This window comes from Pyrobaculum calidifontis JCM 11548 (assembly GCF_000015805.1).
Taxonomy (GTDB): domain Archaea; phylum Thermoproteota; class Thermoprotei; order Thermoproteales; family Thermoproteaceae; genus Pyrobaculum; species Pyrobaculum calidifontis.
In genome coordinates this window covers 1,554,087-1,578,697 of the sequence record NC_009073.1, presented here as the reverse complement: position 1 = coordinate 1,578,697, position 24,611 = coordinate 1,554,087, and the positions used below count along the sequence as shown (strand labels likewise).

Genomic DNA, 24,611 nt, shown 5'->3' with positions numbered 1-24,611 from the left:
ATTTTGAGTTGCCGTGGTCTTTCACCTGCTTCATCCGCTGGTCGTGGAGGCGTTGCGAGAGAGGGGGATAACGGAGCCCACGGAGCCTCAGAGGGCGGCTATTCCAGAGGTGCTCTCTGGAAACAACGTGTTGATAATAGCGCCGACTGGTAGCGGGAAGACCGAGGCGGCAATGTTGCCGATTCTCTCCAAGATGTTGGAGAACGGAGTGGCCGACAAGTCGGGAATATTTGTGCTCTACATAACGCCGCTCCGCGCGCTTAATAGAGACTTGTTAGATAGGATAAAGTGGTGGGGCGAGAGGCTGGGGTTCTCGGTGGATGTGCGCCATGGCGACACTGATAAGGCAGATAGGCAGAGGCAGAGCCGCAAGCCTCCCCACATCTTAATCACCACCCCCGAGATGTTGCAAGCCATCTTGACTGGCAGAAAGCTTTTGGAACATCTGAGGGAGTTGAGGTGGGTCGTCGTAGACGAGGTCCACGAATTGGCAGAGGACAAGAGGGGGGTCCAGCTATCGCTTGCCCTAGAGAGGCTTAGATACCACGTGGGCCGCGACTTTCAAATCGTCGGCCTCTCAGCCACGGTGGGCTCGCCTGTTGAAGTGGCCAAGTTTCTGGTGGGGGATGGCAGACCGTTTAAAGTGGTCATGGTGAACTTCGCCCGGCATATACAACTGGACGTGGCTAGGCCGCGCGCAAGTGACGAGGACCGCAAATTGGCAGAGGCCAGCGGCTTGTTCCCCGACGTGGTGGCTCGGCTGAGACTAATAAAGAGGCTTATTGAAGAGAATAGGAGCACTCTCATCTTCACAAACACTAGGAGCATGGCCGAGCTGTTGGGCTTCCGCCTCTCCTACCTCTACGGCGACCTCCCCGTGGCAGTCCACCACTCCTCTCTCTCTAAGATGGTGAGGATATCGGTGGAGGAGAGGTTGAAGAAGGGCGAGCTAAAGGCGGTGGTGGCTACGTCAAGTCTCGAGCTTGGGATAGATATAGGCCACGTCGACTTAGTCATTCAATACGTCTCGCCGCACCAGGCCACTAGATTGCTACAGAGGGTGGGCCGCAGCGGCCATAGGCTAAGCGCTGTTCCAAGGGGCATTGTAATAGCCGAGGACATCAACGACGTGTTGGAGTCTGTGGTGATTGTGAGGAGGGCTAAGGCGGGGCTGATAGAGCCGACGCAGATTCCATACAAGCCTTACGACGTGTTGGTAAACCAGATAGTGGCGTTCCTCCTCTTAAAGCCCAGGTGGCAGATTGAGGAGTTGTACAAAGTAGTGAAAAGGGCGTACCCCTACCGCGATTTGACTATGGACGAGCTTAGGAGGGTGATTAAATTTATGCAAGATTTGTACCCGAGGCTTGCCCTCTACTACGAGGACAGCGACACGGTGGTTAGGCCCAGGAGCCGCGGCTTTTACCGCTACTTCTACGAGACTCTCTCCATGATACCCGACGAGAGGCAATACGCTGTGATAAACGAGAAGACTGGCGAACTAGTGGGTACATTAGACGAGTCCTTTGTCGCAGAGTACGGTGAGGCGGGGGTCAAGTTCATATTTAGGGGGATGCCCTGGCTCATAACGCGCGTGGACGAAAAAAGCGTGTACGTAGTAGAGGCGTCTGACCCCTCGGGCGCAATACCCAGCTGGGTGGGAGAAGAGATCCCAGTGCCCTTCGAAGTGGCGCAGGAAGTGGGGATCCTGCGCAGGAGGATTAAAGAAGGCGCAGAGGTGGGCGAGTTGGCGAGAGAGTATGGAGTCAGCGAGGAGGTCATTAAAGACGCCGCAGAGGAATTGGCAAAGCATAGAGGCCCCCTCCCCGACGATAGGACGGTGGTTATTGAACAGTACAGGGAAAACATCGTAATTGTCCACGCGGCGTTTGGCACCTTGGTCAACAGGACTCTTGGAAAGCTCTTAGGCGAGTTGTTAATTAGAAGACTTGAGAAGCCGGTGGGAGTTCACCAAGACCCCTACGGCATAATAATACAGTTCTCGGAGCCCCTATCCGCCGCCACGGTGGGCGAACTTCTCAACGCCCTGGCGCGCATGGACGCCAAAGAGCTGGCCGAACTCTTAAAGTCCGCCCTTGTGAAGTCCGGCTCCTTCAAGCGCAGGATTTTACACGTGGCCAAGAGAATGGGTGCGATAGACAAGGAGGCCGATGTACACAGCGTAAGTATGTCGAAGCTCGTCGAAGCGTTCAGCGGCACGCCTGTCTTTGATGAGGCAATAAGAGAGACTCTCGAAAGAGACCTGGACTTAGATCACACGGCTCAAGTCCTCCAAGACATTGCCAGCGGCAGAATCAAAGTGGTATATTCAGACGGGCCCACATACCTAGGCGAAGTTCTCTACGAGAAGATGTCCCACAGACTTGAGGTTATACCGCCGGAGAAGCTCAAGCGCCTTGTGTTAGACAGCACTAAGGCGAGGCTTTTAAACTACACAATGCTCGCGGCGTGTTTAAACTGCGGCTGGTACGGCCTCGTGAGAGTAGGCGAAGTTGCCGAGCTCAAGTGCCCCAGGTGCGGCGGCATCGACGTAGGCGTAGTTAGAGTGATCAAAAGCGACAACTTAGAGCGCGAAGTGAAGAGAGGCTTGGAGGAGGTCAAGCGGACGTCTGAGATTTTGAAAAAATACGGCTGGCTAGGCCTATACGCCCTCGCCTCAAAACTGCCCCTAGACGCTGTGGAATATGTCCTATCCACCTCGGACTCCGACTTAAACAAACTCACTGAGAAAATACAAGAGGCAGAAAAGGAGTATCTAAAACAGAGGTTGCTCGACTAGCCTTTTGTAGAAGGGATACAAGTCGTCTCTGCCAAATTGCGCCAAGTCTCGCCTAATGTATTCCTTTGCCTTTTCTCGATCCATTGGGACAATTTTCCCCCCTCTGAAAATTGAGAGCGGTGGTACGTCCACGTCCACGACTCCGTACACGTGGGAGAGGGGGCCAACATACCTCCCGCCGTACACCAATGTACCAATAGCCGTTTTTACAAACTCGCCGAGGACAGGCCCCAGCTTCTTATACCCCCTATCTGCGTAAGACGGCTTAATTAATCCCAACGTGTTTTTAAGATTTGAAAACGTAGTACCAGCCCCGAGGTTTACGAAAGAGGCCACGTAGCTATCTCCCACGTATCCCCCGTGTTGCTTCCTCGTATATGCGTCAAACACGGCGTTTTTCACCTCGTCTCTCACCTTTGAGTCAAAGTACAAGACGGAGCCAGCCCGCACATAGGTAAATGGGAGAATAGAGGAGTTTGGCCCCACAACTGCCGGCCCCTCTACATAGGTATATTCATACACCTTGCCGCGTATAAACATGTCTCCCACAACCACGCCCCTCACGTCGCCTTTTACAAACTCCACGCCGAGCTCTCTCAACTTCGAAAAAGCCGCCTTCATAACTTCCACGTTCTTCTCTACGACGTCTGCGAGAGTTCTCAACGGCTCCACGGCCCTTGGCTCCCCCTTGCCCAGTCTAACCTCTCTGTCTCCACAGCGCAAATTTAAAGAGGATAAGAGGTGTGGAACACATCCAGTGTCCACCGCTGGGACGTCCTCCGGGGCGCCCTGCCTCACCTCGTACCTACAGCCCTCAAGCACCATGGGCAAATCCACAGCCTCTTCAACATAGACTACCACTTTTCCAAACTCGCAGAGGGCTAGCGCAGCCAGTTCCACAAGCCTAAACCCGCCTACCACCAAGTAGGGGGCTGGAGCGGCCAGCTTTGGCCTTAGTTCGCCGCGTATGGCGACCTCCACACTTATTAAACTGGTTAATTAACATTGAACTGTAGCAATGCTGGAGAAGATAGTCAAAAGGCTAGTAGGCGTTGAGGATGCCCCAAAGTGGCTAGAGCGGGAGGTATACGACAGAGCCCGGAGAGACGGCACAGACGTAGAAAGCGTCGTAAACTACCTAGCTCCACGGTTGTACGAAATATACAGGGGGAACTTGGCCAAGTATAGGCCAGGCCGGCACGTGATTCGGAAAGCCGCGCCGTACCTGGTCGCTGAGCTAATACAACAGTTGGGCTACCCAGTGGCTTTTGTGAACCTGTTTGGGGAAATTCTGCCAGCTGCCGTGAGGGGCGAAGGAATGTACACGCCCGTTTTGCTGTTCATGGACGCAAAGAGGAAGTCGCTGTACTTAGCATCTAAGAGTAGGAAAATAATGCAAAGCATAGTCCAGCTCACTGCCACTAGCGATGTAGACGGCATTGTGGCAGAGATTGTCAAAGTGGAGAAGCCGCCCTACTACTATTTAACGACGCGTGCCGACTTGCGAAAACACATAGAGAGCAGTGTGCCAATAACAGCCACGCCGAGCCCCAAGTACGGCGCTATATACCACTACTGGCGCCACTTCAGAGAGCGCGGCTATCTAGTCCTCGTGGGCAAGGAGGTGGGAGGGGTGTCTGTGGAGCTCTTGGCTGTGGGCATTGGGAAATATGCAGTTGTTGGCCGCCATAGCAAGAAGATTGCCAGGCTAAAGAAGTTGCTGGACGGTATTTACTTAGTCTGAGCCTGGGCGCGCCTCTGGCGAATCTTAGAGATCTCTTTTTCGAGGAGCGCGATGTGGAAGTTCAATTCCTCGATGTTAAACTTCTTGGCTACCTCTTTGCCGTATTTCAACAGCTCCTCCGCCTCGTCGAGTTTTTTCTTCTTGACCTTTTCAGTGGCTGTGTAGACTATACACTCCACTAGCTTCTCCCTGAACTCAAGAGCCTTGTAGCTGTTGCCACCCTTCTCTGCCCACGTTATTAAGCTCTCCCACTTACTACACAGCGGCATCAGGGCTGTGTAGAGGCGGTCTTAAAAACTTTCTATCATAGACAACTGCGTCTTAAGTTTGACAAGCTTCATATACTCCTCCTCGAGGCCGAACTTCTTAGCGGTCTTAAGCGCCTTGGCTACCCTCTTTGCGAGACGCATGGCTATCTCGGGGTTCTTCGACGCAAGCCCCGCCTTAACTTTCCTCAAGTAGTCCTCCACATCTCTAATGACGTTGCCTATCTCCTCTAGGGCGAGCTCTGCCTCAACTGCATCTTCAACAGCCTCGCCCCTTTTATTTACGTTTACCGTCAACACTATTGGCTCTACTAACACCTTCTCCCTCGGCCTCTCTATCCCATATTTGCCAAGGAGGTAGCCAGCTATGAGGTATCTGACTAGCTCAGAGACGCCGTCGAGCCCCTCCCTCTTCGCCAACTCCTCGAGCACTGCCTTGACCTTCCTGTGTACACGCACGGAGACTATGGCGCCCTCTCTATCCGGGGCCCTGAACAAATCCGCATAGGTCAAGTCGAATTCTTTCACATTGCTCATGTGGTAGAGACTGGGGGAAATATATACCACATCTCCCAATTTCCAATAAACTCAAGCTATGATGTACACATGTCCACTGCACTTAAATAGTTTTAAACAGCCGCCTTCAGAGAGGCATGTGGTACGCCGTCTTGATATCGCCATTCATAGCCCTCGCAGTGGCAGGATTAGTGAGAGAGTACCTCTTTTGGAGAAGCGGCGAGTTTGACGGTGGGCAATCTTGTGGGAAAATCACGGTGGTAATACCGATGAGGGGCGTGGCCCCGTGGACTGAGGAGAACCTGAGGGCAATCGCTGCGCAGAAGGTAGATGCGGCTGCAGAATACATCTTTGTAGTAGACAGCGCGGACGACCCGGCGTACAGCTTGGCGAGCAAGTTTGGCAGAGTAGTTTTAAACGAGGGAGAGGGGAAGAGCGCCGCCTTGGCCACGGCGCTTAAATACGCCGACGGCGATTGCATAGTCTTCGCCGACGACGACATTAGGCCAGGCCCCCTGTGGCTCCACCGCTTGACGGCGCCTCTCTCTAAGTACCACGCGGCTACGACATATCGATGGTACCTCGGCAGAGGCCTCTGCCACAAGGTGAGGCTTGCAATAAGCAACATGGGCTTCCCCGCCATGTTAGACAAGCGGTCGAGGTTTGTCTGGGGGGGATCCACGGCGCTTAGGCGCGAGGTCGTGGATAAGTCGAAGTTAGCCGCCAGACTTCCCAAGTATGTAAGCGATGACTATGCCGTATACTCAGCCATAAAAGAGCTAGGTGGCTCCATCTGGTTCTCAAAGGCGGCTATAGCCCCCACTCCAGACCCAGAGTGCCGGCTGAGAGAGGCGTTTATGTGGGGCATCCGCCAGATCTTGATGGTGAAGTGGCACGCCCCAGCGGGGTGGTACGCAGGCGTGGCCATTTATACAATAGGCTTTCTACTATCCATCGCGTTGCCCCTCGCCGGTCTCCTCCTCTCTCACCCCGAGCTTTTGACCGGGCTGGTTTTACACCCAATCAACTTGGCCAAGGACTTGGTGAGGGCAAGGGGGGTGGCAAAGTACTCCGGGACGCCGGTCAAGATGAGTCAAGTGGTTGCCACATGGCTCGTGGGCAACGTAGTGCTACCGCTCGCCGTGTGGGCCTCGGCATTTGTCAAGTGTGTATGGTGGAGGGGGCGTCGGATATGCCGCTAGATTATTCATCTGTGTGGTACATAGTAAAGGGGGCGTTCACGTTGCTTGCCACGCTGTTCGCCGCGTTGGGCTTCGGCGAGTACGGAGGCCGCGTAATGGCGGCATTGTTCACACTCTCTTTATTCTACCTCTCCGGGGTGTTCAGGAAGACGCGGCGCGTGGTTGGACTTGCGCTGGCTTTAGTGATAATTATCTTAACGCTGGCCAACTACTTCTAACACACGGCTTTATGGAGGTTTATTTAGGTATGTCATTCTACCGCCGTGGTCCGCATCGCGGTGGTGGACAGAGATGCGTGCCAACCGAGGAAGTGTGGACACGAGTGTGTAAAATACTGCCCGGTGAATAAGAGTGGGAAAGTTGTATACATCGACGAACAGCTAAAGAAGGCGGTTATATCTGAGGCTCTCTGCATAGGTTGCGGCATATGTGTCCACAAATGCCCCTTCGACGCCATTACCATTGTAAATCTGCCCGACGAGCTCGAGGGCGAGTGCGTCCACAGGTATGGCCCAAGCGGATTTAAGCTGTACAGACTCCCCATCTTGAGGAAGGGCAAGGTGGTCGGCATCTTGGGCCGCAACGCGCTGGGGAAGACGACTATGGCAAGGATTTTGGCAGGGGAGCTTGTGCCCAACCTCTGCGGCGACGGCCAAGCGACTCCAGAGGAAGTGGTCAAGAGGTTTAGAGGCACAGAGCTCCAGACCTACTTCTCAGAGCTCTACGCCAAGAAGCTTAGGACGGTGCACAAGATACAGTACATAGAGCTGATACCCATGTACCTAAAGGGCACAGTGGGCGATGTGGTCAAGAAGGCGGGCATAAAGGAGGAGCTTCTCCGCAGATTTGGACTAGACAAGCTCCTGGAGCGGCCTGTTGAGAATCTTTCGGGAGGCGAGCTCCAGAAGTTGGCAGTGGCGGCCGCGCTTTCAAAAGACGCCGACGTCTACATATTCGACGAGCCTGCCACGCACCTAGACATAGTGGAGAGGGTCAAAGTCGCCGACGCCATTAGAGAGGGAGCCGCGGGCAAGTACGTACTAGTAATCGAGCACGATCTAACGGTGCTGGACTTCTTGGCGGACAACGTGGTGATAGTATACGGCAAGCCTGGGGCCTACGGCATAGTGTCATACCCAGCTGGGGCCAGAGAGGCGATAAACGAGTACCTCTCTGGCTACATCTCATCCGAGAACATGCGGATTAGAGACCGCCCTATAAAATTTGAGACAAGGCCCCCCGAGAGGAAAGGAGGTAGGGCGGCCCGCCTCGTGGAGTGGGAAGACTTGCTCATAGACCTGGGAGGCTTCACTCTGGAGGTGTCGGCATCGTATATAGCGAAGGGGGAGGTAGTCGGCGTAATAGGCCCCAACGGAATTGGAAAGACAACTTTCCTAAGAGCCCTCGTGGGGGAGGTGAAACCTGCGAAGGGCGCCGTAAGCACGACGCTTAGAATTAGCTATAAGCCACAGTACGTAAGAGACATAGCGGTCAAAAACCAAGACGTGCCTGTGGGCCTGTGGCTTGCCCAGCAGGTAGGAGACTACTCGGAAAACCCAATATGGCCCGACTTGAACTCAAGCTTCAACTTGACCCCCCTCCTTGAGAAAAAGATGGGGGAGCTCTCCGGCGGAGAGCTCCAGAGAGTCGTCGTGGCGGCCGCCTTGCTTAAGAAGGCCGACCTCTACGTCTTAGACGAGCCGATGGCATACCTAGACGTTGAGCAGAGGATCACAGTGGCGAGGACAATTCGGCGGATTATAGAAGAGAGCGAAGTGGCCATGCTGGTGGTAGAACACGACATAGCAATGCTGGACTATATGTCAAATGCCATAATGCCGTTCTTAGGTGAGCCAGGGGTGAGGGGTAAGTCGCCAGGCGTAGTAGACATGAGGACAGGAATGAACATGTTCCTCAAATGGGCCGACGCCTCCTTTAGACGCGACGTCAAGTCAGGTAGGCCGCGGCTCAACAAGCCCGGCTCGGTGTTAGACAGAGAACAGAAAGAGAGAGGAGAGCTGTACTACATTTGACGCGACAACCAGCCGTGCGTGCGGCGCCTCATGTTATATAAATCTGCCCAAATTGCTACAATGGGCTACGTCTACGGCATATTGCCCCCTCTGCCGCCGCTCCGCCCCCTCGAAGGCATTTCCCCCGTCAAGCCGCACATCACCCTGGTCAAAGTCAGCCGGCCTGTGAAGGTCGAGTTGCGGTATAGGCCTTTTGTAGCCACGGTGGGACCTGTGATTTTGCTCCCCAGCGAGGCGAGACCGCGATACATTGCGCTGAGAGTGGAGCCATATGGGGAATTCGCCGCCTTGAGGACGTTGCTCGCGGCGGCTTTGCCCGGCGTAGTAGAGGAGAGGCACGCAGAGTTTAAGCCCCACCTCACCGTCTACGCAGTGCGCCTAAAGAGACCGACATCTGAGGACTTGAGAGACGCGGTAGAAAACGCACGTAGCTACGTCGGCACATCCTTCGAAGTGAGGGCCATCCACCTCCTAGACACCACAGAGGGCTCCTACATGCCCGTATTCACAGTCCACCTCCATGAATAGGGCTACGAGGGCCTACATCGCCGGCCTCGCGGCAGGCGGCTGCGTTGTGAGGGGGTTGAGGCCCCACATCTCGATGTGGCTGAGAGACTTAGGCTTCAGAGTTGAGGGAGACGCGGCGGAGTTGCCCGAGGAGTTCTGCAGGTACAAGCCGACAACTCTCCTGGAACATGTATACTTCCTCAAGGGCGTATTTGAGGCACACGGCGAGCTCTTCCTAGCGGACCCCCACGGAGGCGACATGGTGTTAATAATAAGGCTGTGGGATAGAAGGGTGAGAAATTCGCTGTCTCTTCTTGGCATAAGACCCCTGGAGACCACAGACGAGGGCGGCCAACGCCGTTTCACAGTTGTCTACAGGAGAAGAGATGTGGCGCGTTTCATAAAATTCGTAAAGCCGGTTATAGACGACGTGGCGATTGCCGAGCGCTTGGGCTTATGCACGCCGAGGCGGTCCTAGAGGTATTGAACTACGTCGGAATTGTCGCCTTCGCCGTATCTGGGGCATTAAAGGCAGGGGAGAAGAACATGGACTTGCTGGGAGTGATAACCCTCGGCTTCTCCACAGCTTTGGCCGGCGGAATAATAAGAGACGTGCTGTTGGGCAGAGTGCCCCCGGTAAACCTAATCTATTTACCGTATTCCCTGACGGCTGTGGCCGCCTCCGTGGCCACCTTCATACTATACCCACGCGTCAGATCATACAAAGACTTATTCCTCTACCCGGACGCAGTTGGCCTCGGCGCATTCTCTGCGATAGGCGCAGACGTAGCGGCTAGCTTCGCCCTGAAACACGGCTACTCCGCGTCGGAGAGCTGGTTTTTAGTCGCGGCGCTGGCCTCAATCACGGCTGCGGGCGGCGGAGTAGTGCGGGACGTCCTCGCTGGCGAAATTCCACAGATCTTGAGAAGAGAGATCTACGCAACGGCGGCCGCCGTTGGCGGCATTATATATTTGGCCACGCTTCCCGCGGGCCGTGAGGCCGCCATGTTTACAACAATTGCGTCAGTCACAGCCATTAGGATTGTATCGCTATGGCGTCGTTGGGAACTGCCAAAGATTACGACACCTGACGCCCAGCCTCTTGTGCACGACGCATAAGTCGCCCTCCCCGGGGATGCCCTCAGTCACCACTTTGTACCCCCTCAAGTAGGCAGCGTACAAGGGGTGGGGCGCCTCTCCCTCAGACATGGGCATTATACACATGGTCTCTAAGTCGTAGACGGGAGACCCCTCGTTATTTCTGGCCACATAGACCACGGACTCCTCTCCCATCTTTTCAAGTAGAACAGTTGAGGGGCGCCTCGGCGGCGTTGCGCCGACTACCGGGACGTGGGAAAGCACCACTAAGCCAATGTCGCAGGTGGTAAACCCGGCGCCGAGCTTTAACACCCTCTGGAGGGCGAGGATGTCCGCTACTGTGGCCTTTTGCAATAGGGGGATTAGCTTGTGCGCCAGCTCTTTCTTCGTGAGAAGCCCCCTCTTCATTTGCATCAAATATGCGTACACGCCCTCAACCACCTCTAGAGTCCCAAAGGAGCTCCACGCGGCGATGGCGTGTTCAAATCCCTCCTCCGAGGGGCCTATGATTATCGCTGACAGCAGAAAGCGCGGCTCCCGCAGAATTTTTACATCGGTAATTGGGCCATAGTAGTCGAAATGGTCCACCCAGCCGATCACGTCTTCCTCTGCTCAGTTCTTTTTAAATCGCTGAAGAGAAAGTATTTATACGGGGTCGGGGCCGTTCTGCGTGGCGCCTCGGTTCTTTGTTTATCCGGGCTACAAGAGCATAGAAGATGAGCCCAAGATTAGACAGCTGATATATAAGGGTCTGAAGGAGATTGAGACCCAGATAAGGAAGCAGATGCTCAACTCGGACAACGTAGATGAGCTGGGCCGCGCATTGAAGGCCGTAAACATGATAGCCGTAAAGGTGAAGTCCCCCGAGGGGAAGGCCACGTCGAAGAGAGACCTCGAGGCCATAGACGCCGCTATATTCGACAAGTTAAACACGCTACTCAACCTCCTCTCAGCCAAGGACTACGCCGCCATGCTCACCACGCTCTCCGAGCTCGAGAAATTGGTAACGCGCCGCAACTCTCTGTTTTCCTAATGACGTGCCTAGATCCCCTTACCCCCGACGAGTTTACCAACTGGTACAGACACTTGGGCCGGCTGAGGCTCTTTTGGTCTAAGCCGCTTGTGGAGCTCTTCCACCTCTATCGATTTGTCGAGGGATGTGTAATAAAGGTGAGGTGGGCGTCGGAGAAGCCTAGGCTGGAGGAGGCCTACATCGCCATCCTTAAGAAAATGAGGAAGTTAGACTTCTTGACGCAACTCCGTGGGACTAAGATATTGATCACGCCCGCGGAGGTGGAGAGAGAGCTCTATCAGCAGCGCGGCTCGCTGTACATATACTCCACCACGAGGCCCTGTGCCACTGGCATATACTTGGAGGGCGCCGTGGAGGGGCACCCGGAGCCCACGCCGGACCACGTGATTCTAGCCTCAAGCAAAGAGGACTTCAAATACCTAGTATACCTCAACAAGTGGAACTTCAACATAGACTACATATGGCTCGCCTCTCCAGAGTTTTCAGACAAGGCGATTGAGAGCGCGATTTGCGAGGCGAGGAGATTGGGCAGTAGATATGCCACATTGGCGCTAGGCGACGAGAGCCCAAAAATATACTATAAGCCAGACTACTTTTACAACGTGTTTAAATTAGCCTTTTAGTACATAAAGAGAATTACACCAGAATCATAAAAAAGGCTGCCGTATGTGTAGTATATGGCCCTCCGCCTTGAAAAAGTCAAGTGCCCAGTCTGCGGAGTAGAGTTTGTTCCACCGACTACCCACGGCGAAGTTGTATGCCCAAACGGCCACGTGTTTAATATTGGCGATGTCGAAGAGAACAGCGTACTAGACTGTGAAATTAGGGATTGGGAGAGGTTCGCCCTGTTGCCACTGTCTATGCAAAACGCCGTTCTTGAGGTAATACAAAGCGGAAGAGTTCCAAAGGACCTTCTACCCTTAATGAGGAGGTTGAGGGAATCTGGCATTGTCGTCTGCACATGAGGTTTGTCGAGGAGATTAACGTACTCAGGTACTACAAGCCCTTCATAGAGGCGGCTGGCGGGGTGGGGCAGGTAAAGAGGGCGCTGGGCTGGAGCACTTGGTACGCAGTTAAGTGGTGGGACGAGGTATTCAGCGATATTGGCCTCTCCTCTATACGTGAAAGCGTTTTTGCAAGGGCGCTGTACATATCGCTCAAGATTAGGGGATACGTGAGAGAGGACGGGCATATTAAGAAGCGGCCTGAAAAGCCGGAATATCCCACAAACAGCTACGCCATTGAGTTTGTGGAACTGCACGAGTCATTTGACAGAATAGGCGCCGTCAACGTGGCCACAAACAGAGCCGACGAAAACACCATCTCCATCGTATACTCCACGATGCTGAGCCAGGGGTGGTACAAAATCTTGAGGAGGACGTTTCTCCAGCTAGTCGGCATAGAGAGACACCAGGTGATATTTGAGCCAATTGTAAAAGAGGGGCACGACGCCATGGCCGTGTTAGAAATGCACAAGCCAAAGTTGTACATAGGGTTTGACTACAGGAGGGACAACTTAGAACTCGCCGCGGCTACGCTAGGCGTAAAGCCAGGCGAGTGCACAAAGGGCATCTGCCTCATACATGCCTCTACCATATGCGACGCAGTGCATCGCATTAGGAACATAGCTCCGTGGGGCGTAGACGCCGTCTTGCTGTTGCACACGCTCTACTGGCTAATAGACCCAGTCAGAGAGTTGCAGTGCGTTGCCGCTGTTGCGGGAAAGAACACGCAGTTGCTCGTGGGGCAACAAGTGGTGGAGTCCACCCCCGGCCTACTAGCCATGGTCGTGGCCATGGGCGCAAAACACGTCTTCAGCTGGAAAGGCGTAGAGAACACGCTAAAAGCCGCAGGCTTCTCTCTACAAAAACGCTATCTGGCATACACGCCTTACTATATCGCAATTTGGGGGCGATAACTCTCGCCCACGCCTACCTCCTACTCTTTGCTACGTACATATAAACGCCCCCAAGACCTCTCGTCTTAAACACAAGACTTGTCGCATACTTCTCAATAGTCCTCTTAACAAGGGAATTGGGCATTTGCGACTTCACTATAACAAATATCTTTCCGTATTCGTCGCAGACGCCCCTGGGCGCCACTATGCAAGCCAGTCTGGGGAGTATGTACCTCGTATAGAAGTACAGGAGCCCCCGCGCTATTATGTTGTCCGGCTTGCCTATAGACACGGCCACTTGGTATTCGGCCACTCTGCTGAATTCGGCTACTGCCTTTTCAAAATCCACAGCGGCGTGTAGAGAGTAGCCAGCTAGTACTACGTCGAAGCATCTAGACCTAAACGGCATATATTCAAAAAGCCCGACGACTTTGTCGTCGGCCACGTCGTTTGCGCGAAGCATCTCCGCTGTGGCATCCAACGCCACGACGTACTTCACCCCCCTTATATGCCTGGCCATGTTCCCAGGCCCAGCCCCTGCGTCAAGGACGCGTAGGGGGTTTTTCCCATCCAACTGATAGAAGAGGCCAATCGCCTCACGCCTCCACCTATCGACGTTTCCAAACGTCACGAGTAGGTTAGCCCGCTCGTAGAACTTCACAATCTTCTTGTACGATTCATACACCACGCGCCAAGAGGAGCCCAGCCCCACGAACTATGCCAGATACATGTAAATAAACCAAGCCGCCGCGCCCGCGCCAATGGGCCACAGCCACCATCCATCTAACCCAAGACGCGAAAGCCACACGTCTAGCCCCGCCACGCCGTGCACAACCGCCACAAAAATGGCCGCAATTGACCAATAGAGGTGGAGGCGGGTGCATGCGGCATATGTCAGTAGCCCCGCCGTGGCCTTTTCCACCACGTCCGGCTTAACTAGGCAGAGCCCCGACACCGCGGTTAAAAGGCCAAGCAGAATTAGCACGATGGACGTAACGCCTAGAATGAAAAAAGATATGGACACCCTATTCACACATGTGGCGCCGCTCCTTCTTAAAAATAATATTGGCCACGCCCCTGGGCAGACTAATAGCCGGCATAGCCGCCTCTCTTGCAACAGCCACAGCTATATACCTAGATATCTCGCATATAGACATGAGGAAGCCGCAGAGGATAAGCGGCGTCGAAGTGTTTCTGCCATACCCCAAGCTTAGGGGCACGGTCTCAGTGGAGGAGGCCTTGGCCAATAGGCGCTCTGTAAGAGAGTACCGAGACGAGCCAATAACGCTGGAGGAGCTTGGCCAGCTCTTGTGGGCGGCGTACGGCATAAGTGAAACTAGGTACGGCCTAAGAACAGCTCCGTCGGCAGGGGCGCAATACCCCCTGGAAGTATACGCGGTAGTGGGCGAGTGGGGGGTGGCCGCTGGCGACGGCTACTTGGCCGCCGGCGTGTACCACTACGAGCCGCACCGTCACAGCTTAACTCTGAGGAAGAGCGGAGACTTTAGGAGAGAGCTCTACCGAGCCGCCTTAGATCAACGGTGGGTGCTCGAGGCCCCAGTCTCAATAGTCTTCACCGCGGTGTTTGCCAGAACTACTCGGGTGTACGGAGAGCGGGGCCGGCTACGCTACGTCCCAATGGACCTAGGCCATGCCGCGCAGAACGTCTATCTACAAGCCACGGCGCTGGGCCTGGGCACTGTGGCCGTAGGCGCCTTCTACGACGAAGATGTGGCAGAGATCCTCGGCCTCTCTGAGGAGGAGACTCCGCTGTACATAATGCCCGTGGGAAAACCAGCCGCCTACTACAAGCTGTCAGAACGAGAGCTGGTGCAGTACTACGAGCGGCGCAGGCGGTGACTACCTCAGTTTTTTCAAAAGGTTGAAGTACACTTGGGCCACGTTGACTACCTGCCTCACCTCTACATATTCGTCGGGGGCGTGGGCTAGGCCTATTGGACCTGGGCCATATGTCACAGTGGGTATGCCGGCCTTAATGAAGAACCTGGCGTCTAAGCCGCCGACGCACACAGTGCGCCTTGGCTTCCTCCCTATCACCTCCTCCACGGAGCTGGAGAGGGCCTCCACCAGCGGGTGAGTGGGTTCGATGAGCGCCGCCTCTGACACATTGGTTACCTTAACCTCAACTCGGTGTGGAAGCTCCTTTGCCACTCTCTCTACAAATTCGATGAACTCGCGCTTCACTTGTTCCAAGTCCTCCTCGGGGATCACTCTCCTGTCTACTGAGAAGGCGAAGTACCCCGGCACCACGTTGGTCTTCACAGAGCCCCGCACCTCGCCGCCGATGGTCACAGTGGGCGACGCCGCCCTGGGATCGTCGTATTCGTACTTGCTCACACGGGCGGAGACCTCCTTTGCATATTCCCTCAGCCTGTAGGCGATGTAGGCGGCGCCTTCAAAGGCGTTTAAGCCCAGCCACGGAGTAGATCCGTGGGCTTGTTTGCCGTAGACCTCAACGAGGAACCACACAAGCCCCCTATGCCCAATCCAGACGTTGTCCTCGCCCGACCCCTCGGCGATTATCACCCACGGAGCCTTTACCTTTCCAGATCTCGCGAGGTAGCCGGCCCCCGTCTCTCCGCCAATTTCCTCGTCGGGTACAAAGGAGACTTCAAAGTTCTTTAACCCCGCCTTTACGGCCCGCTCGGCCGCGAGCATAATGGCCGCGAGGCCGCCCTTCATGTCCACGGCGCCTCTTCCGTAGAGTCTGCCGTCTCTATAGACGGGCTCAAATGGCCTTGTCACCTTCCAGCTCTCCAAGGGGCCGGGGGGCACTACGTCGTAGTGGCCGTTGAAGTGTATCTTTGGCTCACCTATGCGGGCGAGTAGGATGAGCCTGGGGTAGTCTGCGCACTCGGGGCACCGCGCCGCCACCTCGGACTTAGGCACCTCTAAGACCTCGGTCTCCATGCCGAGGGATTTGAAGAACCTCTCAGCGAATTCTACGAACTCCTGGTACTTCTCCCCCGGCGGATTAACCGTAGGTATGGAAATCAGCTTGCTTAGGAGAGAGATAGCCTCATCCATGTGTGCGCCGAAATTCCCCTATAAATATTATCTCCTTCGACTATAGACGAAAAAATGTATTAAAATGCTCTCGAATATACACCTATGGAGACCTATCAATTGACACTAAATAACATATTGAAATATGTAAAGGAGATTTATAGCGATGTAGAAGTCGTCTACCGCCCACCTCATGGAAACGACATACGATCCACCTATGGGAGAGAATATGAGAGAGTGCTAAAGCTGGCAGACGGGCTTAACAAACTCGGCGTAGGGCCTGGGGATAGAGTGGCAACTCTCGACTGGAACACCATATGGCACTTTGAGCTATACTGGGCAGTGCCAGGCATGGGCGCCGTGCTCCACCCATTGAACGTAAGACTGGCCCCCGAGGACCTCGTTTACATAATCAACCACGCTGGAGACAAAGTGTTAATATACCACCGCGACTTTGCGCCGCTAGTAGAAAAGCTAAAGCCACACCTCAAGACGGTCCAACTCTACATACAAATAGCAGATGGGCAAGGCCCCGCCACCAAGGACGTAGAGATAGAAGACGTAATAAAACAAGGCGAGCCAAAGCCCTTGCCAGAGATAAGCGAGGACAAAGTCGCGACAATTGGCTACACAAGCGGCACCACGGGCCGCCCCAAGGGCGCATACTTTACACACAGGGCGCTAACATTACACACGCTAGTCTCTGCGCTCGCATTTGCGGGGTTTAGAGGCTTTGCACGGCCCGAGTGTGTAGAGGAAATTTGCACATTTCTACAGCTAGTGCCCATGTTCCACGTGCACGGCTGGGGCACCCCGTGGACATTTGCATTGCTTGGATGGCGCCAGGTGTACCCCGGAAGATTTGACGCTGGACACACGGCTAGGCTCATAGCCGAGGAGAACGTCAAATCCCTGGCCGGGGTGCCTACGATGTTGTACATGATCTTGACGCATCCAGACTTTCCAAAGTACGTGGAGAAGGTTAGGAAGATAAGGCCAATATTCACCGTGGGCGGGGCGGCTCTGCCTAAGGAACTGGCTAAGAAGGCCGAAGAGGCCGGCTTTATCCCCAGGGTCGGATACGGAATGACTGAAACTGCGCCGATACTGACGCTGGGCTTCTTCAAGCCCACGGAGAAGATTCCAAAAGACGTAGAAGAGTACTACCACCTGCTGACGGCCACGGGGTTGCCTATTCCGCTGGTCGACTTAATGGTAGCCGATGAGAACTTAAGGCCAGTGCCCCGCGACGGCAAAACAATGGGCGAAATTGTGGTAAGGGCGCCCTGGGTCACGCCTGAGTACTTAGGAGACCCCGAGAAGACTAGAGAGGCGTGGAGAGGCGGCTGGTTCCACACAGGCGACGTGGCCATATGGCAGCCAGATGGCCGCGTTAGAATTGTGGATAGGGCTAAGGACGTCATAAAGTCCGGCGGCGAGTGGATATCGTCGCTACAGCTGGAAGACCTAATCCTAACTCACCCGGCGGTAGCCCAGGCGGCCGTCATAGGAGTCCCGCACGAGATGTGGGGAGAGAGGCCTGTGGCTGTGGTCATCTTAAAGCCCGGCGCCTCGGCTAAGGAGGAGGACATAATTAAGCATCTCGAAAAGTTCGTAGAGGCGGGCAAGATACCGAAGTGGTGGCTCCCAGACAAGGTCATCTTCGTGCAACAGTTGCCGCTGACCGGGACCGGGAAGATAGACAAGAAAGTATTAAGGGAGCAGTTCAAGGACGTTTTAAAGAAGTAAAACTTTTTTACGACCAGCGAGTCCCCCGCGTGTACGTCTTAGTACTGTCTATGGGGGACCCAGTCTCTCGAACTTTTTTAGATGTGACAGGCCCCATGCCCCTTCTAAAGACCGTGGGAAATGTAGAGGTGAGGAAGTACAGAGATATGCCAGTCGTAATACACAGAGGAGACCCCGTAGAGTTTGGAGCAGAGGAGGTCTTGGCATCGCTTGGGAAATGGGCCATCTTCATATCGCGTCATGAGATGGCCAACCCCAAGCCCTTTCTGACAGTCCACACGCCGGGCGCGTGGCCCGACGTCTCTGTCTCTAACCCCCGCCTCGTCTCGTCGCTGTATAGGGCCTTGTGTAAAGTCGCCGAGGAGCCGTTCGACTGTGCGATAGAGGCCACGCACCACCCGCCAAATACCTCGGCCGTCTCAGCCACTTTTCTTGAGGTGGGGAGCACAGAGGCGGAGTGGAACAGCCGGAGGGCCGTGGGCCTCCTCCAAGCCGCTCTCGAGGAAGCGGTAAAGGGCGGCGTCGAGGCTACGCCTACGATGGTTATAGGCGACTTGCATTATACGACTGTGGGCGACTTGGTGCTCAAAGGCGACATTGACGTTGGCCATATTGTGCCAAAGTACGTCGAGATAACGCTGGACGTGGTGAGGCGCGCCTATGAGAAACACACTGTGCCCATTAGGAGGGCCATACTGTTTCGAAAAAACGTGAAAAACCCGACGAGGAGCGAGGTCGTGGAATTTCTAAAGGCTAAGGGCGTCGACGTGGTGTTGAAGGGATGACGTCCGCGTTCAAGCTCATAGTCTTCAGCGGCCTTGGCTGGATGTTCGACGCCATGGACGTGTTGATACTGTCCTACCTCCTCGTTGCCGCGTCCAAGGATCTGGGACTTGATACACAAGCCAGAGCCATCGTGGTGCTTGCCAACAACCTGGGCATGTTAATAGGCGCCATACTCTTCGGCAGACTCTCGGACAGGGTAGGCAGGAGGCCCGTATTTATGACGACGCTATTGATCTACAGCGTAGCGACGGCTCTGTCGGCGTTTTCACGAACATGGCCAGACTTGGCCATCCTCAGGCTAATCGCCGGGCTAGGCCTTGGCGGAGAGTTGCCCGTCGTCGCCGCCTACGTCTCAGAGAGCTCGGCGCCTAAGGAGAGGGGGAGAAACGTCGTTTTGCTCGAGAGTTTCTGGTCGCTTGGCGCAATTGCGGCCGCAGCGGTGTCTCTCTTCCTGTTCACCAGCATAGGGTGGAGAGCCTCCCTTCTACTGCTAGGCCTCACAGCCTTTTACGTGTTTGTAATTAGGCGGACTCTGCCCGAGTCACCCGCGTGGGCCACCAAGGCGGAGGCGCGGCTGACTGCCGAGCTGATCCGCAGAGCCGCCGTGGTGTCTGCCGTGTGGTTTGCCCTGGCCTTTGGGTACTACGGCGCATTTCTCTGGCTACCCACCATATTGGCCACGGAGAGGGGGTTCACGGAGGTCCGCACCTACCAGTTTATGTTCTACACAACTCTCGCCCAGTTGCCAGGCTACTTCTCAGCGGCGTACTTGGTAGAGAAAATCGGCAGAAGGCCCACCGCCGCGGCCTACTTCCTAGTCTCAGCCCTCGCCGCGTTGCTCTTCGCAAACAGTGTGTCAAGTACGGAGCTCTTCCTCTGGGCGCTGGCACTGAACTTCTTCAACCTCGGCGTGTGGGGCGTGATATATGCCTACACGCCGGAGCTCTTCCCCACAGCCGTGAGAGGCGCCGCCATGGGCATCGCCGGCTCTGCGGCGCGCGTGGGCATGATCATTGGGCCCACGCTTTACCCCCTCATTGGGATAAACGCCATGGCCGTAATCGCGTCGCTGTGGGCCCTAGCCGCCGCCCTCGTCTACCTCCTGCCTGAAACTCGGCATGTGCAAGCCGGCGATCTTTGACCCACTGGAGTGGGCGTACGTCAGATCGCTGGCGATTAGCCTTCTCCCAGAGCTCTCATTTCACAGAGACGAAGAGGCGACCCGCACCGCCGCATCGCTTGAGGGAGTCGACATTGGGGTATTGAAGGACTTCGACTGGGGAGAGCCGGTGGTCTACATGCCGCCCTTTGAAAAAGTAGTGGGGGGAAGCGTGGTAGTGGCCGTGGAGGGCTACTCGGCCAGAAAGCTGGCGACGAGGGGCATCAAGCCAGATGTCGTTGTGACAGACTTGGACTTTGAGCCAGAGTGGGTTGGGGCCGGGAGAGTGGTCGTGGCGCACGTCCACGGAGACAACTACTGGAGAGTACCAAAGAGGGACTGGGTGTACACAGTGCAGACATGGCCGAGGGGCTGTACCTTCAACATATCGGGCTTCACAGACGGCGACAGGGCCGTCTACCTGGCCTACTACATGGGCGCCGAGAGGATAGCCGTGTCGGGGTTTTACCCATATGCCACTGTGAAAAGGGCCGACTCACTAAAGCAGAGAAAGCTCTTTGTAGCCGCACACCTGTTGGCTAGGCTGTCACGTAGAGTGCGCATAGACTTTGTCTAACAGGTACCGGATAGTATACCAAAAGCTCTCCAGCCTCCTCTTATCCGTCTCAAACCTGAGGTACTCCTCTATGGACATCTGCACAGGAGACATATCTTGCCCCGCCACAACGACGCAGGGCGCGCCGCCGCAGAGGGCCAGGGTGTAGACCGTCCTAAAAGGCTCCAGCTCTATGTAGAACCATATGTAACCGCCTACTTCCTCAAGCGCCTTCTTGAGGCGGGCGAGCGGTATCACTCTCCGAACTTCTCAGAGAGGCCCAAGTAGCTGGCCAGTATAGGCATTATGTCGATGCCCCTCAGCCTCCCAAGGGCTCCCCTCCAACACGTGAGCTCGGAGAACTTCGCCACATCGTCCGGGACCACGTCAGGTCCGTATAACGTTAGCGGCACGGGCTCTCCTGTATGCTCACGTATTGACACAGGGGTGGCGTGGTCTGAGGTCACTATGAAGTAGTTCTTCAACAAGTGGTCTAAGTAGGGCGCCAGCGCCTTGTCCAAACGCTCTATCACTGCCACCTTCCCCTGGAAGTCTCCGTCGTGGCTTGTGGAGTCGGTCCCCTTCACATGTAGAAAGACCACGTCGTATTTGCCCATGAGCTCTACTGCGAGTTTTACGGCGTGGTCAAACACGTCGTCTTTTGTACCGCCGAGGCCCTGGGCTGTGTATACGTCCATTCCAACCGCCTTGGCCACCCCTCTTATCAAGGCGACGCCAGCTATGGCGGCCGCCTTGACTCTGTACTTCTCTGCCACGGGCTCAATGGCGGGCATGTAGCCCCCTCCCCTGAGCAATATCGCGTTTATGGGGGGCCTGCCGCTGGCGGCTCTGGCCTTGTTTATCTCAAGGCCACCCGCGGCCTCTGTGAAGCGGGCAGTGATGTAGTTGACCACCTCGGCAGTGAGAGCGGCCTCTCTGTCGTTGCCCAGGGGAGCCGCCTTGGCCACGGGCATGCCTACCTTGTGCGGATCTGTGTCGCTTACCTTGTGGCTCACCGGGCCCCTCAGCACTAGCACACCCCTGTGCTCGACGGTGGACTTGTACACCACCTCTACCCCGTACCTCTTTGCAACTTCGTCGCCTATTTTGGCCATGACCTCCTCCACGGCCCTCGTCTCCTCGGGCGCTATGTAGCGGCCGGCCCTCCTGTCTATCACCACGCCGGAGCTGTCCACTGTGGCTAAGTTAGTCCGGAAGGCCACGTCGCCTGGCCTAAGCTCTATGCCGGCGCCAAGCGCCTCGAAGGCCCCCCTCCCAGTGTAGTACTTGTAGGGGTCGTAGCCAAAGAGCGCGAGGTGGGCGGTGTCAGAGCCCGGCCTGACCCCCGGCGATATGGGGTCTAAGAGGCCGCAGGAGCCCAGCGACGTGAGGTAGTCTATCGTTGGCTTAAAGGCTACGTGAAACGGAGTTTTGCCGCCGTTTGGCCTGTCGCCTCCGCCGTCGAAGAGTATCCAGAGGACGCTAGGCATGGGTCTCCCTCTCCACCCAGCTTAAGTACTCCCTATACCCGCCGATTATGGGAAGCGCCACGACCTCCGGCACTTGGTACGGGTGGACGGCCCTCACCTCTTTGACCAAATCGTTCAGCTTATCGGTGGAAGTTTTTACAATCAGTAGGGCCTCCTCGCCCTCCTCGATCTTGCCCTCCCACCAGTACAAGGATTTCACGTCTGCTATATTGACGCATGCGGCTACTCTCCTCTCTAGGAGGTGTCTGGCGATTTTCTCCGCGTCCTTCCTAGGCGCGGTTATTAATACAGCGGTGTACATGTGAGGAGGGCCGTTTGAGTAAATAAATTTGAACGCGAAAACTATTTAAACTAGCGGCTGAGGTGGCCTGTGCCCTCGGCTTATCAGTACATGGCCATGTGGTATCGCAAAGTCGGCAGAGAAGTACATGAGCGGCTAATGCGGAGCGTGTTGATCAAGTGGAGGAAAGAGCCGGCTATCGTAAGAGTGGAGAGGCCGTTTAGGCTCGAGAGAGCTAGGAAGCTTGGCTACAAGCCTAAGCAAGGCGTCGTGGTTGCAAGAGTTAGGCTAATACGTGGTCCTTTCAACAGGAGGAGGCCAGACTCGGGTAGAAGGCCGAAGAGGATGGGCGTCTACGGCATCACTGCTTGGAAGTCGTGGCGCCAGGTGGCAGAGGAGAGGGCGGCGAGGAAGTTCCCAGGCTTGGAGGTTCTCAACAGCTACTGGGTCGCGGACGACGGCATATACCGCTACTTCGAGGTAATCCTCATAGACTGCAACCAGCCCACTATCCAGAGGGACCCGCTGTACTCCGGAATCTGCGGCAGGGAGGTGCCTCGCAGAAGGCTGGCAAGGAGGCTGAGGGAGAGGCAGAGAAAGCTAATTGAACACTTGAAGAAGACTTTGTTGCCCAAGCTCAAGGGTACCTCCACGGCTTAAGCGTTTTTATACCTCCTCGTAATTGTTAACGTGTTAAAATCTGTGTACGAGGTTGGGCCCAAGCTCATTGACCAGGTTCTGCCGAACAGCGGCAAGGTGAGGGCTGTTTGGGACCTCTTGACTAGCGATGTTGAGGTATCCGCTTATTTGAAGATGGCCAACGTCTTTGCAGTCCAGCGCTTGAAGTACAACGACCACGGCCCTGTGCATTCTAGGATTGTGTCGGGGAGCGCCCTCGCAATATACAAAATTCTAACGGAGAAGGGGTTTAGGCCCAGCGTTGTGGCCGATGGAGTCGGCGACGTTGAAGACTCCATGGTCGTAACTCTCATGGGCGCGTTTCTCCACGACATTGGGAACTCAGTCCACCGCACTCACCACCCCATATACTCGGCGCTTCTCACAGACAGAATTGCTGAGAAGATCTTGTCAAAGGTCTACGGCGAGGGGGAGAAGATGTATATGCTGAAGCAGGAGGTCATGCACGCGGTGTTTTGCCACGACGAAGAGTTCACGTGCCTCTCCTTTGAGGCGGCATGCGCAAAAATCGCGGATGGCACAGACATGAGTAGCGGCAGGGCGCGCTACCCCTACAGGGCGGGGAAAAACGACATACACGCGCTAAGCGCGCTCTCCATTGAAAAGGTGGAGCTGGCTCCAAACGACGCCAGGCCGCTGGCTATAAATGTGCATATGTCAAATGAGACTGGGATATTTCAAGTGGACGTGGTTTTGGGGAAGAAGATCGCCACCTCGGGCCTTGCGCCCTACGTAGAGGTGCGGGCCTACATCAGGGGGAGGCTTTTCGCCGTGAGGACCTTTGAAACAACCCACGTGATCAAGAGCTAGCTTTTACAAGCTTCGACGCCCTCTCCAAGTCCCCCCTGACTACTTCAACTAGGAGCTTAAGCGATCTGCATCCCCCGCCCCCGCCTTCAATGATTGGCACAATTTTGACATACACCTCGTAGACGCCTTCCACAATCTTCTCGTCTAGCTTCGCCAGAGTGTTTTTCAGCCTCTGCGGCTCGGCGGTCTCCACGGGCTCCGCGATAAGCAACATGCCGATCTGCTTTGCAGTGCCTTTGACATTTATAGAGTACGCGTCTCTGGCAATTTGCACGTAGTCCAAGTGCTCTGGGAGTAGTGAGATGTCTAGCTTCTCGAAAAGCTCTCTCATGTGAGGCGTAGCTATTTGAACCAGCCGCTGTGTGCATGCGGCTATTTTCTCAGGCGTCACGCACTTAAACTCACACCCACTGCACCGCGGCTCTATCAGTTTGATCAACTCCGCCGTATACTTAAGTTCATCAAAGCGGACGCTTTTCCCATAAGCCGCCAAGACCGACGCCACCACCTTTTCCAGCTCGGCGCAGTCGCCCACGTTTTCCAACACTTCTCTAAGGACGCAGTTCCTCATCACCAGCTGGCGCAGTTTTTCAAAAGCCTCCTCGGACCTGCCCTCTGCTAGCAGTCTCCCAAGCTCCACGGCCGCCGCTGTGAATTTTCCACCGGCCATAAGTCCCAGAGAGCTCAAAGTCGGCGTTATCACCCGCGACAAGCTCTTCGACAATTTGTTCTCCTCCAGGTACTCGGAGATCACCTCGCTTACGGCCAACACTCCCTGGGAATATTTCATAAAGGCCTTCTTAAGTATGGCCAGAAGCCTGTCAGGCGGCACCCTTATGTACCAAGAGTGGTATTGACAACCGCCGCCTTGAAGCTCCTCCCTCAATTTCTTGCACAATTGCTCTAACTCTTCGATGGTCTTCACCTCCTCGACGCGGCCATCTATGCGAATCTGCACG

The 24,611-nt window shown here is 55.3% G+C and carries 30 protein-coding genes; 19 read left to right on the top strand and 11 right to left on the bottom strand.

Annotated features, from left to right (window positions below; all coding sequences use genetic code 11):
- Window positions 1-13: 13 nt before the first annotated feature.
- Complete coding sequence (locus tag PCAL_RS08945; protein WP_011850369.1) at window positions 14-2,800, top strand: DEAD/DEAH box helicase; 2,787 nt, start codon at window positions 14-16, stop codon at window positions 2,798-2,800.
- Here PCAL_RS08945 and PCAL_RS08940 read toward each other — a convergent pair.
- Window positions 2,777-3,781, bottom strand: a complete 1,005-nt coding sequence (locus PCAL_RS08940; RefSeq protein ID WP_011850368.1) for a sugar phosphate transferase — start codon at window positions 3,779-3,781, stop codon at window positions 2,777-2,779. The genes PCAL_RS08945 and PCAL_RS08940 overlap by 24 nt on opposite strands.
- 37 nt (window positions 3,782-3,818) lie before the next feature.
- On the opposite strand from PCAL_RS08940, the gene PCAL_RS08935 reads away from it, so the two are divergent.
- On the top strand, window positions 3,819-4,544 hold the full coding sequence (locus PCAL_RS08935) for a hypothetical protein (protein ID WP_011850367.1): 726 nt from the start codon (window positions 3,819-3,821) through the stop codon (window positions 4,542-4,544).
- On the opposite strand, the gene PCAL_RS08930 is transcribed toward PCAL_RS08935, so the two are convergent.
- Both PCAL_RS08930 and PCAL_RS08925 read right to left on the bottom strand, forming a co-directional pair.
- Window positions 4,532-4,813, bottom strand: coding sequence for a hypothetical protein (locus tag PCAL_RS08930; RefSeq protein ID WP_011850366.1), 282 nt, complete (start codon window positions 4,811-4,813; stop codon window positions 4,532-4,534). The genes PCAL_RS08935 and PCAL_RS08930 overlap by 13 nt on opposite strands.
- Before the next feature lie 21 nt (window positions 4,814-4,834).
- A complete protein-coding gene (locus PCAL_RS08925) occupies window positions 4,835-5,347 on the bottom strand; it encodes a ribbon-helix-helix protein, CopG family (RefSeq protein ID WP_011850365.1) in 513 nt (170 codons plus the stop codon).
- Window positions 5,348-5,463: 116 nt separating this feature from the next.
- Here PCAL_RS08925 and PCAL_RS08920 point away from each other — a divergent pair, with 116 nt between their 5' ends.
- The 6 genes from PCAL_RS08920 to PCAL_RS08895 are packed head-to-tail and all read left to right on the top strand — an operon-like array spanning window position 5,464 to window position 10,187.
- Window positions 5,464-6,528 (top strand): glycosyltransferase, encoded by a 1,065-nt coding sequence (locus PCAL_RS08920; RefSeq protein WP_011850364.1) that lies wholly within the window; start codon window positions 5,464-5,466, stop codon window positions 6,526-6,528.
- The gene (locus tag PCAL_RS08915) at window positions 6,519-6,746 is read left to right on the top strand and encodes a hypothetical protein (RefSeq protein ID WP_011850363.1); all 228 of its coding nucleotides are present in this window, start codon (window positions 6,519-6,521) and stop codon (window positions 6,744-6,746) included. Before PCAL_RS08920 ends, PCAL_RS08915 begins: the two co-directional genes overlap by 10 nt.
- Window positions 6,747-6,791: 45 nt before the next feature.
- Window positions 6,792-8,561, top strand: coding sequence for a ribosome biogenesis/translation initiation ATPase RLI (locus PCAL_RS08910; RefSeq protein ID WP_011850362.1), 1,770 nt, complete (start codon window positions 6,792-6,794; stop codon window positions 8,559-8,561).
- A 60-nt stretch (window positions 8,562-8,621) separates the two neighbouring features.
- Window positions 8,622-9,089 (top strand): 2'-5' RNA ligase family protein, encoded by a 468-nt coding sequence (locus tag PCAL_RS08905; RefSeq protein ID WP_011850361.1) that lies wholly within the window; start codon window positions 8,622-8,624, stop codon window positions 9,087-9,089.
- On the top strand, window positions 9,082-9,546 hold the full coding sequence (locus tag PCAL_RS08900; protein WP_011850360.1) for a hypothetical protein: 465 nt from the start codon (window positions 9,082-9,084) through the stop codon (window positions 9,544-9,546). The genes PCAL_RS08905 and PCAL_RS08900 overlap by 8 nt, the downstream gene beginning before the upstream one ends.
- The gene (locus PCAL_RS08895) at window positions 9,525-10,187 is read left to right on the top strand and encodes a trimeric intracellular cation channel family protein (RefSeq protein ID WP_011850359.1); all 663 of its coding nucleotides are present in this window, start codon (window positions 9,525-9,527) and stop codon (window positions 10,185-10,187) included. The genes PCAL_RS08900 and PCAL_RS08895 overlap by 22 nt, the downstream gene beginning before the upstream one ends.
- On the opposite strand, the gene PCAL_RS08890 is transcribed toward PCAL_RS08895, so the two are convergent.
- Window positions 10,119-10,766 (bottom strand): hypothetical protein, encoded by a 648-nt coding sequence (locus PCAL_RS08890; protein WP_193322653.1) that lies wholly within the window; start codon window positions 10,764-10,766, stop codon window positions 10,119-10,121. The two genes, PCAL_RS08895 and PCAL_RS08890, sit on opposite strands and share 69 nt — an antisense overlap.
- Before the next feature lie 70 nt (window positions 10,767-10,836).
- Here PCAL_RS08890 and PCAL_RS08885 point away from each other — a divergent pair, with 70 nt between their 5' ends.
- Genes PCAL_RS08885 through PCAL_RS08870 form a run of 4 tightly spaced genes read left to right on the top strand, consistent with a single transcriptional unit; the run spans window position 10,837 to window position 13,117 of the window.
- Window positions 10,837-11,199: a hypothetical protein gene (locus PCAL_RS08885; RefSeq protein WP_011850357.1), complete on the top strand. Its 363-nt coding sequence runs from the start codon at window positions 10,837-10,839 to the stop codon at window positions 11,197-11,199.
- Window positions 11,199-11,822 (top strand): hypothetical protein, encoded by a 624-nt coding sequence (locus PCAL_RS08880; RefSeq protein ID WP_011850356.1) that lies wholly within the window; start codon window positions 11,199-11,201, stop codon window positions 11,820-11,822. Before PCAL_RS08885 ends, PCAL_RS08880 begins: the two co-directional genes overlap by 1 nt.
- 54 nt (window positions 11,823-11,876) lie before the next feature.
- Entirely contained in the window at window positions 11,877-12,164 is a 288-nt protein-coding gene (locus PCAL_RS08875; protein WP_011850355.1) for a hypothetical protein, read from the top strand.
- The gene (locus PCAL_RS08870) at window positions 12,161-13,117 is read left to right on the top strand and encodes a hypothetical protein (protein ID WP_011850354.1); all 957 of its coding nucleotides are present in this window, start codon (window positions 12,161-12,163) and stop codon (window positions 13,115-13,117) included. Before PCAL_RS08875 ends, PCAL_RS08870 begins: the two co-directional genes overlap by 4 nt.
- 13 nt (window positions 13,118-13,130) lie before the next feature.
- Here PCAL_RS08870 and PCAL_RS08865 read toward each other — a convergent pair whose 3' ends face one another.
- Both PCAL_RS08865 and PCAL_RS08860 read right to left on the bottom strand, forming a co-directional pair.
- Window positions 13,131-13,808 (bottom strand): methyltransferase domain-containing protein, encoded by a 678-nt coding sequence (locus PCAL_RS08865; RefSeq protein WP_011850353.1) that lies wholly within the window; start codon window positions 13,806-13,808, stop codon window positions 13,131-13,133.
- Between the two features lie 3 nt (window positions 13,809-13,811).
- Complete coding sequence (locus tag PCAL_RS08860; RefSeq protein WP_011850352.1) at window positions 13,812-14,129, bottom strand: hypothetical protein; 318 nt, start codon at window positions 14,127-14,129, stop codon at window positions 13,812-13,814.
- Window positions 14,130-14,131: 2 nt separating this feature from the next.
- Here PCAL_RS08860 and PCAL_RS08855 point away from each other — a divergent pair, with 2 nt between their 5' ends.
- Window positions 14,132-14,956 carry a SagB/ThcOx family dehydrogenase gene (locus PCAL_RS08855; protein ID WP_011850351.1) on the top strand — a complete coding sequence of 275 codons (825 nt, stop codon included), beginning with the start codon at window positions 14,132-14,134 and terminating at the stop codon, window positions 14,954-14,956.
- Here the strand turns inward: PCAL_RS08855 and PCAL_RS08850 are convergent, their stop codons facing one another.
- On the bottom strand, window positions 14,957-16,144 hold the full coding sequence (locus tag PCAL_RS08850; protein WP_011850350.1) for a M20 family metallopeptidase: 1,188 nt from the start codon (window positions 16,142-16,144) through the stop codon (window positions 14,957-14,959). It lies immediately after the preceding gene.
- Between the two features lie 84 nt (window positions 16,145-16,228).
- Between PCAL_RS08850 and PCAL_RS08845 the strand changes: the two genes are divergently transcribed.
- From PCAL_RS08845 to PCAL_RS08830, 4 genes are read left to right on the top strand one after another with little or no spacing between them, the layout of a single operon-like run.
- Complete coding sequence (locus tag PCAL_RS08845; protein ID WP_011850349.1) at window positions 16,229-17,872, top strand: long-chain-fatty-acid--CoA ligase; 1,644 nt, start codon at window positions 16,229-16,231, stop codon at window positions 17,870-17,872.
- Between the two features lie 29 nt (window positions 17,873-17,901).
- Window positions 17,902-18,657 (top strand): D-aminoacyl-tRNA deacylase, encoded by a 756-nt coding sequence (locus PCAL_RS08840; protein ID WP_011850348.1) that lies wholly within the window; start codon window positions 17,902-17,904, stop codon window positions 18,655-18,657.
- On the top strand, window positions 18,654-19,799 hold the full coding sequence (locus tag PCAL_RS08835; RefSeq protein WP_011850347.1) for an MFS transporter: 1,146 nt from the start codon (window positions 18,654-18,656) through the stop codon (window positions 19,797-19,799). The genes PCAL_RS08840 and PCAL_RS08835 overlap by 4 nt, the downstream gene beginning before the upstream one ends.
- Window positions 19,777-20,394 carry a 6-hydroxymethylpterin diphosphokinase MptE-like protein gene (locus PCAL_RS08830; RefSeq protein WP_011850346.1) on the top strand — a complete coding sequence of 206 codons (618 nt, stop codon included), beginning with the start codon at window positions 19,777-19,779 and terminating at the stop codon, window positions 20,392-20,394. Before PCAL_RS08835 ends, PCAL_RS08830 begins: the two co-directional genes overlap by 23 nt.
- On the opposite strand, the gene PCAL_RS08825 is transcribed toward PCAL_RS08830, so the two are convergent.
- Genes PCAL_RS08825 through cutA form a run of 3 tightly spaced genes read right to left on the bottom strand, consistent with a single transcriptional unit; the run spans window position 20,365 to window position 22,164 of the window.
- Complete coding sequence (locus PCAL_RS08825; protein WP_011850345.1) at window positions 20,365-20,631, bottom strand: hypothetical protein; 267 nt, start codon at window positions 20,629-20,631, stop codon at window positions 20,365-20,367. The two genes, PCAL_RS08830 and PCAL_RS08825, sit on opposite strands and share 30 nt — an antisense overlap.
- The gene (locus PCAL_RS08820; protein ID WP_011850344.1) at window positions 20,628-21,863 is read right to left on the bottom strand and encodes a 2,3-bisphosphoglycerate-independent phosphoglycerate mutase; all 1,236 of its coding nucleotides are present in this window, start codon (window positions 21,861-21,863) and stop codon (window positions 20,628-20,630) included. The genes PCAL_RS08825 and PCAL_RS08820 overlap by 4 nt, the downstream gene beginning before the upstream one ends.
- Window positions 21,856-22,164: a divalent-cation tolerance protein CutA gene (gene cutA / locus PCAL_RS08815; protein ID WP_011850343.1), complete on the bottom strand. Its 309-nt coding sequence runs from the start codon at window positions 22,162-22,164 to the stop codon at window positions 21,856-21,858. The genes PCAL_RS08820 and cutA overlap by 8 nt, the downstream gene beginning before the upstream one ends.
- 69 nt (window positions 22,165-22,233) lie before the next feature.
- Between cutA and PCAL_RS08810 the strand changes: the two genes are divergently transcribed.
- Together PCAL_RS08810 and PCAL_RS08805 are read left to right on the top strand one after the other, a co-directional pair.
- Window positions 22,234-22,803: a 50S ribosomal protein L15e gene (locus PCAL_RS08810; protein ID WP_011850342.1), complete on the top strand. Its 570-nt coding sequence runs from the start codon at window positions 22,234-22,236 to the stop codon at window positions 22,801-22,803.
- A gap of 30 nt (window positions 22,804-22,833) precedes the next feature.
- A complete protein-coding gene (locus PCAL_RS08805; RefSeq protein WP_011850341.1) occupies window positions 22,834-23,652 on the top strand; it encodes an HD domain-containing protein in 819 nt (272 codons plus the stop codon).
- Here PCAL_RS08805 and PCAL_RS08800 read toward each other — a convergent pair.
- A complete protein-coding gene (locus tag PCAL_RS08800) occupies window positions 23,642-24,610 on the bottom strand; it encodes a hypothetical protein (RefSeq protein ID WP_011850340.1) in 969 nt (322 codons plus the stop codon). The genes PCAL_RS08805 and PCAL_RS08800 overlap by 11 nt on opposite strands.
- Window position 24,611 lies beyond the last annotated feature (1 nt).